The 15,490-nt window shown below is 43.5% G+C and carries 16 protein-coding genes; 7 read left to right on the forward strand and 9 right to left on the reverse strand.

Annotated features, from left to right (window positions below; genetic code table 11):
• Nucleotides 1-13: 13 nt before the first annotated feature.
• From EXM22_RS07170 to EXM22_RS07180, 3 genes are all read right to left on the reverse strand, one after another.
• Complete coding sequence (locus EXM22_RS07170; RefSeq protein WP_149485858.1) at nucleotides 14-868, reverse strand: flagellar hook-basal body protein; 855 nt, start codon at nucleotides 866-868, stop codon at nucleotides 14-16.
• A 76-nt stretch (nucleotides 869-944) separates the two neighbouring features.
• A complete protein-coding gene (locus EXM22_RS07175) occupies nucleotides 945-2,714 on the reverse strand; it encodes a DEAD/DEAH box helicase (RefSeq protein WP_149485859.1) in 1,770 nt (589 codons plus the stop codon).
• A gap of 165 nt (nucleotides 2,715-2,879) precedes the next feature.
• Nucleotides 2,880-3,578: an HAD family hydrolase gene (locus tag EXM22_RS07180; protein WP_168203399.1), complete on the reverse strand. Its 699-nt coding sequence runs from the start codon at nucleotides 3,576-3,578 to the stop codon at nucleotides 2,880-2,882.
• A gap of 169 nt (nucleotides 3,579-3,747) precedes the next feature.
• Here EXM22_RS07180 and EXM22_RS07185 point away from each other — a divergent pair, with 169 nt between their 5' ends.
• Nucleotides 3,748-4,440, forward strand: coding sequence for a queuosine precursor transporter (locus EXM22_RS07185; protein ID WP_149485861.1), 693 nt, complete (start codon nucleotides 3,748-3,750; stop codon nucleotides 4,438-4,440).
• Here EXM22_RS07185 and EXM22_RS07190 read toward each other — a convergent pair.
• The 5 genes from EXM22_RS07190 to EXM22_RS07210 all read right to left on the reverse strand — a co-directional run bounded on the left by EXM22_RS07190 (nucleotide 4,437) and on the right by EXM22_RS07210 (nucleotide 10,002).
• A complete protein-coding gene (locus tag EXM22_RS07190) occupies nucleotides 4,437-6,593 on the reverse strand; it encodes a cation:proton antiporter domain-containing protein (RefSeq protein WP_149485862.1) in 2,157 nt (718 codons plus the stop codon). The two genes, EXM22_RS07185 and EXM22_RS07190, sit on opposite strands and share 4 nt — an antisense overlap.
• 75 nt (nucleotides 6,594-6,668) lie before the next feature.
• Entirely contained in the window at nucleotides 6,669-7,157 is a 489-nt protein-coding gene (locus tag EXM22_RS07195) for an HD domain-containing protein (protein WP_149485863.1), read from the reverse strand.
• A 5-nt stretch (nucleotides 7,158-7,162) separates the two neighbouring features.
• Complete coding sequence (locus tag EXM22_RS07200) at nucleotides 7,163-7,918, reverse strand: putative ABC transporter permease (RefSeq protein WP_149485864.1); 756 nt, start codon at nucleotides 7,916-7,918, stop codon at nucleotides 7,163-7,165.
• Between the two features lie 2 nt (nucleotides 7,919-7,920).
• On the reverse strand, nucleotides 7,921-9,153 hold the full coding sequence (locus EXM22_RS07205; RefSeq protein ID WP_149485865.1) for a DUF8084 family protein: 1,233 nt from the start codon (nucleotides 9,151-9,153) through the stop codon (nucleotides 7,921-7,923).
• A gap of 54 nt (nucleotides 9,154-9,207) precedes the next feature.
• Nucleotides 9,208-10,002: a DUF2797 domain-containing protein gene (locus EXM22_RS07210; protein ID WP_149485866.1), complete on the reverse strand. Its 795-nt coding sequence runs from the start codon at nucleotides 10,000-10,002 to the stop codon at nucleotides 9,208-9,210.
• An 87-nt stretch (nucleotides 10,003-10,089) separates the two neighbouring features.
• Here EXM22_RS07210 and EXM22_RS07215 point away from each other — a divergent pair, with 87 nt between their 5' ends.
• From EXM22_RS07215 to folE, 6 genes are all read left to right on the forward strand, one after another.
• Nucleotides 10,090-10,743, forward strand: coding sequence for an NlpC/P60 family protein (locus tag EXM22_RS07215; protein ID WP_149485867.1), 654 nt, complete (start codon nucleotides 10,090-10,092; stop codon nucleotides 10,741-10,743).
• Nucleotides 10,744-10,866: 123 nt separating this feature from the next.
• Nucleotides 10,867-12,501, forward strand: coding sequence for a putative manganese-dependent inorganic diphosphatase (locus tag EXM22_RS07220; protein WP_281289987.1), 1,635 nt, complete (start codon nucleotides 10,867-10,869; stop codon nucleotides 12,499-12,501).
• A gap of 4 nt (nucleotides 12,502-12,505) precedes the next feature.
• Nucleotides 12,506-13,249: an SDR family oxidoreductase gene (locus EXM22_RS07225; protein WP_149485869.1), complete on the forward strand. Its 744-nt coding sequence runs from the start codon at nucleotides 12,506-12,508 to the stop codon at nucleotides 13,247-13,249.
• Entirely contained in the window at nucleotides 13,239-13,619 is a 381-nt protein-coding gene (locus tag EXM22_RS07230; protein WP_210411565.1) for a dihydroneopterin aldolase, read from the forward strand. Before EXM22_RS07225 ends, EXM22_RS07230 begins: the two co-directional genes overlap by 11 nt.
• Nucleotides 13,616-14,101, forward strand: a complete 486-nt coding sequence (folK, locus tag EXM22_RS07235) for a 2-amino-4-hydroxy-6-hydroxymethyldihydropteridine diphosphokinase (RefSeq protein ID WP_149485870.1) — start codon at nucleotides 13,616-13,618, stop codon at nucleotides 14,099-14,101. Before EXM22_RS07230 ends, folK begins: the two co-directional genes overlap by 4 nt.
• On the forward strand, nucleotides 14,094-14,657 hold the full coding sequence (gene folE, locus EXM22_RS07240) for a GTP cyclohydrolase I FolE (protein WP_149485871.1): 564 nt from the start codon (nucleotides 14,094-14,096) through the stop codon (nucleotides 14,655-14,657). The genes folK and folE overlap by 8 nt, the downstream gene beginning before the upstream one ends.
• Here the strand turns inward: folE and EXM22_RS07245 are convergent.
• Nucleotides 14,638-15,438, reverse strand: a complete 801-nt coding sequence (locus tag EXM22_RS07245) for a J domain-containing protein (protein ID WP_149485872.1) — start codon at nucleotides 15,436-15,438, stop codon at nucleotides 14,638-14,640. The genes folE and EXM22_RS07245 overlap by 20 nt on opposite strands.
• Between the last annotated feature and the right edge of the window lie 52 nt (nucleotides 15,439-15,490).

Consider the following 15,490-nt stretch of genomic DNA (forward strand, 5'->3'; position numbering starts at 1 on the left):
CTATCTAGAGGGCTTAATACTTAGCCGCACCGTTTATCAATTTATTGAGAAGTGAGTCCTGAGAGCTGATCACCTTCTGATTAGCCTCATAGGCTCTGTTGACCTCTATCATGTTGACCATCTCGCTCACGGGGTTCACATTGGAGGCTTCAAGGAATCCTTGCAAAACCTTGGGACGATTCTCAAGGGAGGTGGCCATAGGTTCACCGGATTCAAGGTTGTTATTCCAAAGGCTGCTTCCCTGTTTTTTCAGGAAACGATTGCCGTTACCCTCAAACTGGACAATCTTCAGGGTATCTACCAGCTCTGAATCTGCCCAATCATTCTCATCCATAGAAACAAGCCTCTGAGGATTGTCAGAAAGCTCCCCATTCTGAAAAATTCTCCCTTTGGAGTCTATGGTAAAGTTATTGAGTTTTATCTGAATTGGACCATCTTCACCAAGAACAGGATACCCCTCTTTTGTTAAAAGAAGCCCCTCTTTACCGAGGATGAATGAACCATTACGTGTGAATCTTTCGCCATTGTTTGTCTGAATTGTAAAAAATCCGTCACCATCCATGGCTACATCGAAAGGATTGGAGGTTTCTTTAAGAGCCCCCTGTTCGAAAACGGTGAAGGACTCATTATATTCAACGCCGGTTCCAAGTTTTCCAACAATGGGTGCAGTATCTACCGAACCGATGGGAAACTGGTGAACACCGTCATCATTAAACCTGCGGATCATCATTTCAGGAAAGGCCTTATGTACAGAAGTGTCGCGTTTGTAACCAGTCAGATCAACATTCGCCAAGTTATTGGATAGTGCGTTCAATCTGTGCTGTTGTGCCTGCATTCCACTTGAAGCAGTATAGAGTCCACGAATCATTGTTCCTCTCCCTATCATTTCAAAGGTCTGATTTCCAGCCCTTCTTATAATATGATCGGAAGAGGAAAATTTTACTTTACCGGAAACTGCCCGATTTGCCGCCTTTTCCGCGTTTATTATAGCCACCGCTTTTTCGCTTGCCGTTATAACCGCCTCCGCTATAACCACCGCGGTTAAAAGAGCCGCCTTCGCTTCCGGCAGGAGCGTCTTTTTGGACATCCAACCGAATCTTTTTTCCCTCAAAGGGAACACGGCTCAGAGCCTCTTCCACCTGGCTGGCATAAGCGGCATCAATCTGTACTGAGGATTTTGTAGGCCCGATATCAATACGACCGATGGGAACTTTGGAGCCTTTTGTACTCCTGTTGATCATTGAAATTATATGCTGAGGACTGATTCTATCTCGATGGCCCAGATTCATATTCATGTGGACATAGCGCACATTACTGTTATCACGATTGCCTCGAAATCCACCTCTATCCCCAGCTCTATCCCGGCCTCTGTCTCTAAAGTTTTCCGCCTTAACGGGCTGAAGATCCTGTTGATTTCCATAGTAACTGAGGAAACGGTTAAATTCCATTGAGATAAAATGTTTGAGCAGAGTGTTCCTGTCCAAATCTCTCAGCTTATCTTCTATCACTCCAATGTAGGGAGCAATCTGTTCTTCATCTACATCAACAGTCTGAACCCGATCGATGAGGTCCATAAGCTGCTGTTCACAAATATCAGCTCCCAATGGAACGGGCGCCTCCAGGATTTTTCTTCCCAGAGTCTTTTCTATTCTCTTTATCTTGTATTTTTCACGCATGTTGACGATGGCACAGGATGTACCCCTTCGTCCTGCACGGCCTGTCCTTCCGCTACGATGATTATAGGATTCAATGTCATCGGGTAGCTCATAATGAATGACATGAGTAAGATTATTGACATCCAGCCCTCTGGCAGCAATGTCAGTAGCCACAAGTATCTGCAGGCTCTGTTCTCTGAATTTTTTCATAACAAATTCACGCTGCTGTTGAGTCATATCACCATGAAGGGCATCCACATTGTAGCCGTCTTTGAGCATACGATCAGCCACCATCTGAGTATCAGCACGGGTTCGACAAAACACAAGTCCATAGATTCCTGGGTTAAAATCAACAAGCCTCTTTAGGGCGTTGTATCTGTCACGGGCCTGAACCAGATAAAAATAATGTTCAATGGTATCGGTTCCCTCATTCTTTTTTCCCATGGCAATTTCGATGGGATCGGTCATATATTCCTTGGCTATACGGGCAACTTCTGGTGGCATAGTCGCAGAAAAAAGTAATGTCTGCCTCTCATCAGGAGACGAGGCCAGTATAAAATCCAATTCATCCCGGAACCCCATATTGAGCATGATATCCGCTTCATCCATGATGAGATAACGAAGTTTGCTGATATCAACAACCCCACGTTTTATCATATCCACCAGACGACCAGGTGTTGCTACAAGAATTTGAGGATTCATCTTTAAGGAACGGATTTGAGAACCCATATCCTTACCACCATAGACGGGCACAATCCGGAGGTCTTTTGTAAATTTTGAGAACAACTCCATTTCTCTGTTGATCTGGAGACAAAGCTCCCTTGTAGGACAGAGTACAAGTCCCTGAATTTCCCTCTTATTCGTATCTACCAGCTCTATAAGAGGCAGTCCGAAAGCAGCGGTCTTTCCTGTTCCGGTCTGAGCCAACCCTGTAACATCCCGCTGTGTTTCCAGCAACAATGGTATGACTTTTTCCTGAATGGGCGTAGGTTCCTTGAAACCCATTTTTTCGACGGCTTTCAGCGTAGATTCGCTGAGGGGTAATTCTTTAAATTCCAAATAAATATCCTTAGTTTTTTTTTCGCATGTAAAATTAACCGGATATGACTTTGGAGCATAAAGAAGCCGGTTTTTTCTTAAAGAGCGTTATATGTAATAATAATTTATCCTCTCATGACTGTCAAAGGGCTATAACCCCGTCCTAACAGGATATATAGGAAAATGTCAGCCCTCCAGTTGGCCTAAAAGGGGGAGAATTTCATCCAAATTCCGAATATGATGGTTTACAGTTTTTTCTCTTTCCATAACTTTTTCGGGCGCCGTATCCTGCAGAAACTGACTGGTCAGAACGGCAGTCATCCCGGCTTTTGCCGAGGCAATCAGCTCCTCATTTCCACCGTCTCCAACATAAAGACAATCCTGGGGAGCCACATCAAGTCTTGTTGAACAGAGACCAAAAATTTCAGGGTCAGGTTTCATATACCCTTCATAACACGAAAAAACCGCCGTATCAAAACAAGTCGAAAGATCAGAACCTTTCCATCCCTCTACTTCTATGACATCTACATTGCTAACCAGTCCCAACTTGTAGCCCCCCTCCCTGATGGCCAGCAGAGACTCTACGACTCCCGCAGGCGGATGTTTAAGGCAGTAGTTAAAGCGGAGACGCCTTTCTTTGGCACAACTGTTGAGAATGTCTTCTGAAATTGAAGGGTCAATCTTCCAGGCGATATCCCTAATGATATCCACAGGATCGGTGATCAGCCCCGTAAGCCTTTCACGAGATCGATTAAACAAAGCATCCGACCACTCCTCCGAAGAGATACCTAAAATTTGATTTGAAAACCTGCCTGGAGCATCTTTGAGGTGTCTCAGGGAAGTCAGAGTTGTAAAGAGATCAAAAACAACAGCCTTGTATTTCATAAAAAAATCCTTTAAAAGAGGCATCCTTCTTGCAGTAGAAGCGGTAGATCGGTATGATTGCTACGCAGTTTGTTAATCTGCAAAAGGGGCGGTGCCAGCCAAAACCCACCCTGTGGATATATCATATGAAAAATGATTTATCTATAAATCAAAAACTGGGAGAACACCATTGAACGAATACCTCTGGATTGCCATGCTATTGGCAAATTTTCTATTTATCTTACTTTTTTACAGGCTCTTTGGAAAGACAGGCCTCTATATCTGGATTCCCATAGCCGCCATCGTTGCCAATATACAAGTCCTGAAACTGGTTGATATATTTGGTATCAATGCCACCCTGGGCAATATTGTCTATGCCTCTAGCTTTCTTGTTACAGATATCCTCTCTGAAAACTATGGAAAGAAGTCTGCCGCAAGGGCGGTATTGGTGGGATTCCTATCCCTCATTGCATCCATGTGCCTCTTTCAGGCGGCCCTTTGGTTTCAGCCATCTTCTGATGACTGGGTTCAAGAGTCCATGAAAAACATTTTTGGTTTAATGCCCAGGATTGTGCTGGCGAGTCTTCTGGCTTTCGGTCTGTCCCAAATACACGATGTATGGTCTTACAGTTTCTGGAAAAAGAAATGGCCGGCCGATCGGTTTATCTGGGTCAGAAATAATGCAAGCACAATGATCAGTCAGCTCATAGACTCTGTCGTGTTTACCCTCGTAGCCTTTGCGGGCCAATTCCCCAAGGATGTTCTTCTCCAGATATTCTTATCAACCTACCTGTTGAAATGGATCGTCGCCCTTCTGGATACTCCCTTCATCTATCTGGCCGTTCTAATGAATAGAAGAGGTTTTATACCCGAGGATATTTAACCCTTCTCCTTAGCCTCTCTGATGAGAAGTTCTTTCACTGAGGCTGCGTTTGGACAGGCTAAAAGATCATCAATAAAGTGGGGCTTATTCAAAATTGCGCTGATAGATGAAAGAAATTGGATGTGTGGTCCTGTGTTCTTTTTCGGAGACAAGGTCATGATAAAGACTTTGCTAGGTTGACCATCGAGTGAGGAGAAATCGATTCCTTCTTTCTTCAAGCCTATGGCGACAACAAGTTCCCTCACCCCATCGGTTTTCCCATGGGGGATGGCTATTCCGTTCTGCATTCCCGTGCTCATGGAGGCTTCCCGGTCTAGCACAGCCTGAAGACATTCTTCATAATCTACCAGCTTACCAGCATTATCCATCAGATCAACCATTTCATAAAGGATGCTGTTTTTATTGTTTCCCTTCAGATTCATGATGATACAGTTTTCATGGATATCCTTAAAGAAGCTGTTTTGAACCCTAGTATTGTCGTCGGCGGAGAGTTCTTTCTTTAACTCTTCTGGTTTTGCCATAGTTTTCAGATTTTCGATTGTATTATTGACTTCTAAGAGGGATTCATACACGACGGTCTTGATATAAAATACATCTTCAGGATCTGAAACGACTTCAAAATGATCAGCATGTTCATGTATGGTCAAAAATACATCATCCTTACGGATCTGGTAGAGATGATGGTCCAGTTCCATATCATGAAGATAAAATCCCTCCTCTTTCAAGGCTTGAATAACCTTGGTCAGAGCCAGTGTCATTAACTCATAGGATGGAAAATCGAAAACATTGACTACCGTCGTAGAGCCTTTCATTTCGGTTCTTGTTCCCCTCTTCTCTTTCCTCAGGAGAATGGTAAGGACCGGAGGAGGAATCAAGGTTGTCACAAGGGTCATCAAGACAGCCACACCGAATTGGCCGGGACTGAGGATGCCAGCAGAGATTCCTATTCCTGCCATGATCAGCGCCACCTCACCTCTGGGAACCATTCCAACACCGACCCTGGCGGCTCCCAATAGATTAAAATTCAAAAAGAGAGAGGGGATTCCACAGCCCACAACCTTGGATAGGATACCCACAAGAGAAAAGAAAACCCCGGCAATCAGGACGTCCGGTTTTAGAACTTCATTGACATTGACCAGCATCCCCATGACGCAGAAAAAGATAGGCACAAAAAATTCCTGTATGGGGTGTATTTTCTCTTGAATTACAAAACTCAAGTCTGTCCTGGACAAGGAGAGTCCCATGACATAGGCTCCAATAATCATGGCTAATCCCGCTTTTTCAAAAATCCCAGACAGGATGAGAGCCAATCCCAGACTCATGACAGAAATGGAGGTTTCACTATTGAATATTTTAAGGCTGTTTCCGATTTTTCGGGCAAAAAATAACCCCAGAACCGTAAATCCCAGCCAAACACCAATGGCTTTTAAAGCAATATAACCGATGGCACTCCATTTCACGGCACCACCATGACCCGTCATAACAGAGACAATACCCAAAACGATGGCCAGAATAATGATCCCCAGGACATCATCAATAACAGCGGCAGCCAGGACGGTCACACCTTCGGGTGAATCCATCTTCCTTTGCTCCGAAAGGATACGGGCCGTAATGCCCACGGATGTGGCGGTGCTGATGACCCCCAGAAATAGATTAACCGGAGAGATGATGGGAAGTCCTGTAATCAGACTGCCAGCCCAAGCTCCGGAGACAAAGGATACAAAAACCCCACCGATGCCAATGATGGCCCCCTTAGCCGAAAAGCGTAAGAACATGGAAAGGTCTGTTTCCAGCCCCGAATGGAACAGGAGGATAATGGATGCCACCGTCGAGAAAGCATACAATTCTGGAGTCACAGGAAATTCTGGATTGACAAGGGGAAAGAGTCCATTGTGAAATCCGAAAAATGGAAGGCCTCCCAAAAGATAGGGACCGATGAGGATTCCCATCATCAATTCTCCCAGAACTGAGGGCATATCCATTTTCTTCATCAGAAATCCGCCCAATTTGGCGGCGAAGAGAATGACACCTATCTGAAAGACCAGGTCAGTCATTTTTTCAACCAGGCTGCCCTCCACTCCCGCATTGGCAAACAGGGGAGAAATCAGTATGAGTAAAAAAACATAAATGAATAAACGAAACTTCTTATTCAAAACGGTATCCTTACGATTTTGTATGCCCTAAGATAGCAACAAATTAAAATAATGAAAACAATGGCATTAAGCTGTTTATTTCAGCAAATTGAATACAAAGGATGGGATATCCCTCAAAGAGACCCATTTGTCGCACAGCATAACAAGCCAGCCTTCCTTTGTCCGGGGTGGCTGTATTGTCAGAGGAAACATATGATGAAGTATGATATCCCTTTCAATAACATTCAAAGAAAATCGTTCTTCCGCATTTTGTAGGGCTTCTGCGGGATGGGTAAATCCATGCATTTTAGACCATTCGTAAAATCGCCGATTCCTTCCTGATCGCTTTTTCTTCCAGTCGTATAGAAAAAAGTCATGCAGAAGGGCTCCTCTCGCCGTTGATGTGCGGTCTAACCTTAAGCGTTTTGACCACAACCAGGCCAGTTGAGCCACCTTACAGCTATGATCCAGAATGCTTTTGCCGTGATGAGGGATGGAATCCAGTTTTTGAAAATCCTCATTTGACAGAATATCCTTAACGGAATCATTGAATTCATCAGGATTGTTCTTTAATGGGACATGCATCCTCCTCACTTACTCCGTTTTTTCTTTATTAATTTTTGGAGAGGACGGCCATGGTTACGAAGATTCAAGCGATGCCTTTTCAGCTGTTCTCTGAAGGAGAAACCCAATTCTCCATAAAATGGGAGAAAAAAGCGCGTCCTGTTGACAATTCCTTCCTGAACCCTGTCTCTCAACTCCAGTTTTAGCTTTTCAAAATCAATAGACCACTTCTCTTCTGTTTCATTAACAAAGTTTTTAATGCGTCCTGCTAAATTGAAGGATTGCCATAAATCGGCTGCAAACAGACCACCATAGAGACCTATGAGGAAGGTATATTGAACATATTGAAAGACATAATCGATGATTTCCATCAAATAGGGGTATATGAAAAAATAAAAGAAAACCCCCAAGACTGTCCACAACAGGCTGTATAAAGGACAAACAAGGCCCATTATATTACCCCAGTTTTCCGAATAATCCCAGAGTTTGATCCTGAAGTGATTAATGAATATCAGGCCTGCCAAAAACTCAAGACCCGAAAGGGTAAAAAATATGAATAGGATATGCAGCCACAAAGGAAGGTTCAGCTTGCAAAGAAGAAACAAGACAATGGAACCAAAGCCGTAAAGAGGCAACCAGGGACCGTTTAGAAACCCTGGGTTGATCCATCTCCTCGCCTTACCGAAATATCTACGCCAAAATAATTCTATAAACCATCCGACACTGGTACCCAGAGAGAATAGGAAAAAATACTGTATAAGAATGACAGTGAGTTGACTCATATTCAGCTATCAAAAACGAGGTGGGTCATGGAAAGCCGGTTATCGGAACCGCAATTGACAAAGGATGAAAAAGAACACCCTGTTTCCTTGCAGGCTTCTTCTAGATGATTCAGATAGTAATAGAGGATCTCAGGATTGTAGTTTTCATCACACTGCCCATCCTGTTCCAGATAGTCCTTCACACTGCGTTTATCCAGACGGCTGTTATCCCGGTGAAACAGAATATCATTGATTTCTCTAGACTCTTTATCACCGCTGATGACCATTGTCCTGATCCTATTAATCTGGCCACGGGTAGAACTATTTTTGATCTCAAATAGAAAACTGAATTTTGTTACAGGAGAAATTTTTCTTTTTATCAATTCATTCCTGATCTGGTCATTCATGGGGAAGTCTTCTGTATGACGACCGCCTTTCTCCAAAATCCCGCTATATAGATTTATGAGATTTTCACGCTCTGAACTCTGTAGGTATTCCAACAGAACAAGTCCATTGAATTCAGGAAGAGCGAATCGCTTTATATACAATGCAATTGTCTCAATGACAAATTGGGTTAATTGCTTAATTTCATCATGTTTTCTGTAATCCAGGAGAATAAACATGGTCAAAGGGTGCATTTCCTGTATCAGTTTTTCTGCCATACCCATTTTTTTATGGGGTTCATCATCCTGAAACAGGTCGTAATAATCTTTCCAGAGATGTATGAGGAGGTTTCGCCTGAAAAGAGCTTGTTCTTCGGTTTTTCCCGCAAGAGACTTTTCAATGCTACTCATGGATTGATCCGACGTTACATCAAGCTTCTGCCGGGGATGCTGCCTGTTCCACTGTTGAATCAGGATTGTATTGACTGTTTTTTCCAAAAGATCTCTACGAAATTGTTTATAAAGAATAGAGAAAAATAGGATTTTTGTGATGTCAAGAATATCCCTCCGGTGACGAACAACATCATCCAGGGAGACATCAATACGGTTCAGACAATTCTTGAGCAAAAGTTTCCGGATGACATCCGGTTTGTACTGACTAACAGGAACTTCATAGCCGGAGAGGTTCTTATCACCCTTTGCCTGATTGCTTTTTAAGACGCTCAAACCCGTCGTATTGAGAACCAGCTTCATGGGCAAAGTTAAGGGCAAATTAGACTCCGGTGGCTTCACTGCTTGAAGCAAAGACGAGGACAGAGGTGGTGGATTCTGATAGGGTTTACCCCCCGGAGACATACCTGTCATTAGTTTCATAATCTACCAGAAAAGCAGAGATGGTCAAGTAAATATTTATTTAAAAACCTGTTTCTATGAGATGTCAATTTTGACATTGTATCCACTGTGGGCTCGGACATTAAGAACTCGCCCTCCATCGAAGAGTAAATACTGTCCCTTTATGCCCATAAGAACAGCTTCTATCACGGGTTCTTTGTCCAATTTTAAAGACTTGACCTTTTGTGGATACTCAATGACCGGATAGTCCAAGACCTCGGGTATTCTATGGTCTGTGATCCAGGATGAAAAGGGTTCTTCCAGAGTCTCTACCAGGGAATCCTTGACCTCTGAAAGAGATTCGCTGGAAACCTGATTCTTCAGCATCCTCTGCCAATTGGTTCTGTCCGTAAAGCTGTCCTTGAGATACACTTCCAGTTCTCCGGCATGAAAACGATTGGGACACTCGGCCAGGATGAGTCCTTCACTGGCTCCCTGATCAATCCACCGAGTAGGAATCTGATTGCCCCTGGTCACACCCACCTTAACGGCGCTAGAGAGGGCCAGATACACATAATGGGGAACATTGTGATTTTTTTCTTCCCATATTGGGTCTCTTCCTCCTCCAAGATGAGCCTTACAGAGTTCGGGACGGATGATACACTCGGAATTCTCAGCTGCATTCCTGAAGCAGTCATAACAACTTCCCTGGGCAAAAGTTTTTTTGATTTTTTTGCCGCAAACAACACAATGTATGATCCCTTCAAAATAGATACGGATTTTTTTCCCCAGGAGCGAATTCATCTGAATATCTCCAGAGTCGCTTTTAAGACTGTATTGAATGGGAGTAGCGAATTTACTGATCATCTTCTCTAAATAAACATCTTCCATATTAACCTCTCTGCTGATCTCTGCTTTACAGCTTATTCTCAATCTACTAGAATCTTTTATATATTACATCTTTAGTGGGAGTTGATCATGCAAAAGTGTTCCAAAACGATTCTTCTTTTGTTTCTGACCCTTTTTTTTATTTCCTCCTGCGCTACGGTCCCTCAGATTGACAGCAAGGAACCAACCATAGATCCCTCCACTGGTACCAGCTCCGTACAAGAGGATCTCATTGACTCAGCCCGTTGGGCCTTGGGAAAAAAGACTCTGGTTGTAGACGGCAGAAAATTCAATATGGATTGTTCGGGAGTTGTCATGGCCGTGTACTACAAATCCGGAATTGATCTTCTATCACCTTTGAATCAGTACAGTGGTGGAGGAGTACAAAGACTCTACGGATTCATGGATGATAGCCACCTCCTTTACAAACAGCCTCATTTGGCTCCTGGAGACATACTCTTCTGGGACAATACCTATGACAGCAATGACGATGGAAAAATTAATGATCCCCTGACTCACATTGGTATGGTTGTCAGCTCAGACAGCCAGGGGAACGTACAATACATCCACCACAATTACAGAAAGGGAATCGTATTGGCTAAAATGAACTTACTTGACCCTGATAATGTAAAGATGAACTCACCCATGAGGGCCAGATATGCCGAAAAAGGCCATGCCCCTCTCTGGTTATCAAGCCATCTGCTGAATCAGGCAGCCAAAGGGTATCTTCTAACAGAGAATTAAATTTGAATCCAAGTAGAATCATGGACAGGAATGAGCTTAATCATTATAATCCTCATCAGTACAAAAGGCTAAAAAAAAGCTGTTTTTTATGATCCAAGGAGTATCCCCCTGTCTGACATATACATTACAGGTCACAAAAACCCAGATATGGATTCTATCTGCAGTGTCTACTGCTATAGTATTCTCAAAAATAAAATAGACACCAAAAACCGGTATATCCCCATTCGATGTGGTCATCTGAACAAACAGACCCGGCTGGTCTTTGATAAATTGAATCTCAAAGCGCCCAGATTGATGAAAAACATAAGCCCCGTGGTTGCAGATGTTGCCAAAAGAGACATCCCGACCCTGGATATGAACGATCCTGTTTTTTCGGCCATCCGCCGACTGGATGAAGAAAACCTCAGTGTTATCCCCGTATTTGAGGAAGAGACCGAGTTTAGAGGCATTATAAGCCTCCACGAAATATCGGGATTTCTTATAAACGACAATCTTGTTAAAAGACCAGTATACCGCTTTAGGATTAATAATTTTAAAATTGTTCTCCCCGGTTACTTTTATAGAAGGGGTAAAGAGCAGGAATTCGATGCACCCATCATGACCGGTGCGATGCCCTACGAAATAAGCAAGGAGCGCATCAACAAGATGCTCCCCTTAAAACCGCTCCTTGTGATCGGTCTAAGAGAAGACATACTCCAATTTGCAGTGGAAGAACAGTTCCCCGCTGTCATCCTCACTGGTATGTCCAAAGATGAAGAGTTACCCATTGATTTCTCAAATTATGAAGGAACCGTATTTTGCTCTCATAGTGATACAGCCGAGACAATCCGGCTTCTCAGACTGAGCACCCCTCTTAAGAATGTAATGAACAAAACCCCCGAGAGCCTCCAGAGTGATCAGAGTTTTGACGAAGCCAAGTCCACCCTCATGAATTCCAGACTCAGGGGGCTTCCTGTTTTCGAAGACGAATGTTTCTCCGGAATCGTTACCCGTAGATGCTTTATTGAAAAACCACAGAAGAAATTGATCCTTATGGATCATAATGAAATTGATCAGAGTGTTCCCGGAGCCGATCAGACTGAGATACTCGAAATACTGGATCACCACAGACTGGGCAACAGCCGGACCAAAGAACCAATTTACGTATATGCAAAACCAGTGGGAAGCACCTGTACCATCGTGTACAGCCATTTTAAAATCAATATGGTGGAAATTGATGCAGAAACAGCCACTTTGCTCATCTCGGGAATATTATCCGATACTGTATTGCTGAAGTCTCCCACAACCACCGAACTCGATAGAGTGGCAGTCGATGAATTGCTCAGTATTGCCAACCTGGAACTAAAGACCTTTGGACAGGAGCTTTTCAGTCAGAATACATCTTTGGAAGAGACAGAACCGGTAGAAGTGCTGAAGGCCGACTTCAAAATCTATAGGGAACAGCTAAATATTGGAATATCTCAGGCAGAAGTCATCACTTTAGAAGACATAGACCGGGTAAAAGAAAAATATTTAAGCTCCATGGAAGCCTTGAGGAAAAATAAAAATCTTGACTGGGTTCTCTTGCTAGTCACCAATGTCATCAAGGAAGAAAGTTGTCTTCTTGTTACGAAACTGGAGATAGCCGAATCCAAATTGATTTATGATAAAATAAGCGAACAGCTCTATTCTCTTCCGGGAATCTTATCCAGAAAAAAACAGCTGCTGCCGGAGATTCTCCGGGTTCTGGAAGAATTAAAATCCAAACCGGGAAACTAAAAGCATGACATTAAAAGGTAAAACAGCATTAATCACAGGGAGTGCCAAGAGGATTGGGAGGTCCTGTGCCCTGAGATTGGCCCGGGAAGGGGCGGAGATCCTTATCCATTACAACAATTCCAAAAATGAAGCGGAAGAACTGGCCGAGACCATCCAGGCACAGGGGCAGAAAGCCTGGACAATAGGGCACGATCTATCGCTTCCTGAATCGGGAAAACAACTGATGAAGAAGGCACTATCCTTTACCGAAAATATTGATTATCTGGTAAATTCAGCCTCCATGTTCCCCTCTTCCACATATAAAAATGTTCAAGAATCCGACTTTACCGAAAATCTGCAGGTGAACGCCCTCAGTCCATTCTTTCTTTCTAGGGCCTTCGCGGAGGAATCTAAAACAGCCGAATGCATCATCAATTTCCTGGACACGAGGATATTGGACAACGATAAGGAGCATCTAGCCTATCATATTAGCAAAAGGGTTCTGTTTTCTCTCACAAGAATGCTCAGTGAAGAACTGGCTCCCCAGATAAGAGTAAACGCGGTGGCTCCAGGCCTTGTGATTCCTCCTCCGGGGGAGTCTTATGATTATCTAAAAAAGAGAATTATGACCAACCCTCTGCATAAGATTGGAACCCTGGATCAGGTTAGCGACAGCTTGCTGTTCCTCATATCCAATACATTCATTACAGGCCAGGTCCTCTTTGTGGATGGAGGCAGGCACCTCAAAAGGAGTTTTTATGGACTATAGCAACTTCGATTATATGACAATGGATAAAATTATTATTTCAGACCTTATGCTCCGGTGTATTATTGGCATAAATCCCGATGAAAGGATCAACAAGCAGGATGTCCTTATAAACCTGACCCTGTACACTGACTTTAGCAAATCCATTGAGTCCGAAGATATTGAGGACACTGTCAATTATAAAAAACTGAAACTGGATATCATGACCCTGGTTGAAGGCTCTTCGTTCCTCCTTGTTGAAAAACTAGCATCAACCATCAGTGATTGCTGCCTTGGATACAAGGGGGTCAAGGCGGTTCTGGTCAAGGTTGAAAAACCCACAGCGCTCCGATTTGCCCGTTCTGTGGGTGTGGAAATATTCCGCAAAGGATGAACAGCTACCTAGGGGTCGGGTCCAATCTGGACCCGAAAAAAAATATAAAACTGGCGCTGAAAGAACTCATAAATCAGGGCTTTTCTATTCAGAAAGTGTCCACCCATTACAGAACAGAACCGCTAAAACACAAGGAAAATCCTTCTTATATCAACGGGATCTGGTGCCTGAATGAGTATTCAGGAAGCCGGTCCTCACTGAAGGATATATTAAAGAATATAGAGACAAAATGTGGAAGAATCAGAACCGATGACCCCTATTCTTCCAGAACATTGGATCTGGATATAATCCTCCATAGAGATTATATTTCACCTGATATACTAACAAGGGAATTTATCTTTGTCCCCCTCCTTGAAATTGCACCGAATCTGAAACTGCCCGGTCTCGGCAAATTAAATGCCTGTGCAGCTCCCTCTGATAGACAAAGAATGCAACCCCTTTCTGATTTTACAAACGAATTGAGGAGAATGATTCATGAATAAGGAAAGAGTTTCCCAACTGATAAAAGAACTGCTTATAGAAATTGGTGAAGATCCGCATCGGGAAGGTCTCTTAAAAACACCAGAAAGGGTTGCCGAAGCCTACCGATTCCTTACCAGCGGCTATTCCATGGATTTGAAAGAAATAATCAATGATGCCGTCTTTGAATCTGAAGCAAACAACATGATTGTCTGTAAAGACATTGAGGTTTACAGCCTCTGTGAACACCATATGCTACCGTTTTTTGGTGTCTGCCATATTGGCTACATCGCAAAGAACAAGGTCCTAGGAGTCAGTAAACTAGCAAGAATCGTGGATTTTTACAGCCGTCGCCTTCAGATTCAGGAACGCCTCACGGCAGAGATAGCCAGAACGGTCAAGGATGAATCAGGTGCAGAAGGAGTCGGCGTGGTAATGGAATGCCGTCACATGTGTATGATGATGAGAGGAGTCCAAAAGCAGAACTCATCCATGCTCACCTCAACAGTGCTGGGCAGTTTCCATTCTTCTGTTGCAACAAGAGAAGAGTTCATGAGCCTTATTTCGCGTCAAAAATAGTATTATGCCGTCTGTATTCTGAGAGCTTTTTATACAGAGTCTCTTTGGTCATCTTACGGGATAAAATGAAGTAGTGTCCGATGGGAATCCCCAGTTTCTTCTGTTTTCTCACCAGGGAGTTGAGGTGTACCTGCTTAAGGTATCCCATTCGGAGTGCCGCTTCACCAAAAAGCTCTCCCTGTTTCTTTTCCCGTATGATTTCCAGAACATCTTCAAAGGAGAGAAGCCCTTCCTGAGTAGCCATTTCACCGATTTTTGGTCTGTTTCTATACTGCCAGACAAGGGCATGAACCAGATCCATCCATGAAATAACCCCCGAATAATAGAGATATTCCGCAAATCTTAGGTTTCGATTGGGAGTCCGTCCGCTGAAGTAGAAGTCCCCTTGATCGCTTGTCTTCTTTTTTTGACCACCAGTATCACGTTCACCTCGGTTCTCTTCTTTTTGTGTCCCCCAGGGAGCCCTTGAAGAGGCTCTCTTTTCTTTAAAAGGAGCCCGAGCTGCTTCATTTTTAGACCTGTTTCCCCTACAAACTGTATAGCTTGGGGGCTCACGCTGCAGCCGTTCCATCAGGATATTAAAAGCATCATTGAGTTCCATGAAATGCTTTTGCATTACCTGAGGATCTTTCCCAAGACGGGCTGCCAAATCAGGATGTGCTTTTTTGGCTTTGTTTCTGAATGCTCTTTTGAGGGTTTCTTCATCTCCAGGATTGACTCCCCGGCCTGATATTCCCATGAGTAAAAAAAAGGCTTTCTCCTCTTCCCTTGTTAATGTCATTTGCAAAGCCCTACCCTCCTGTTGATTTTATTATAATCGACAGGGGAGGAAA

This window comes from Oceanispirochaeta crateris (assembly GCF_008329965.1).
GTDB classification, from domain to species: domain Bacteria; phylum Spirochaetota; class Spirochaetia; order DSM-2461; family DSM-2461; genus Oceanispirochaeta; species Oceanispirochaeta crateris.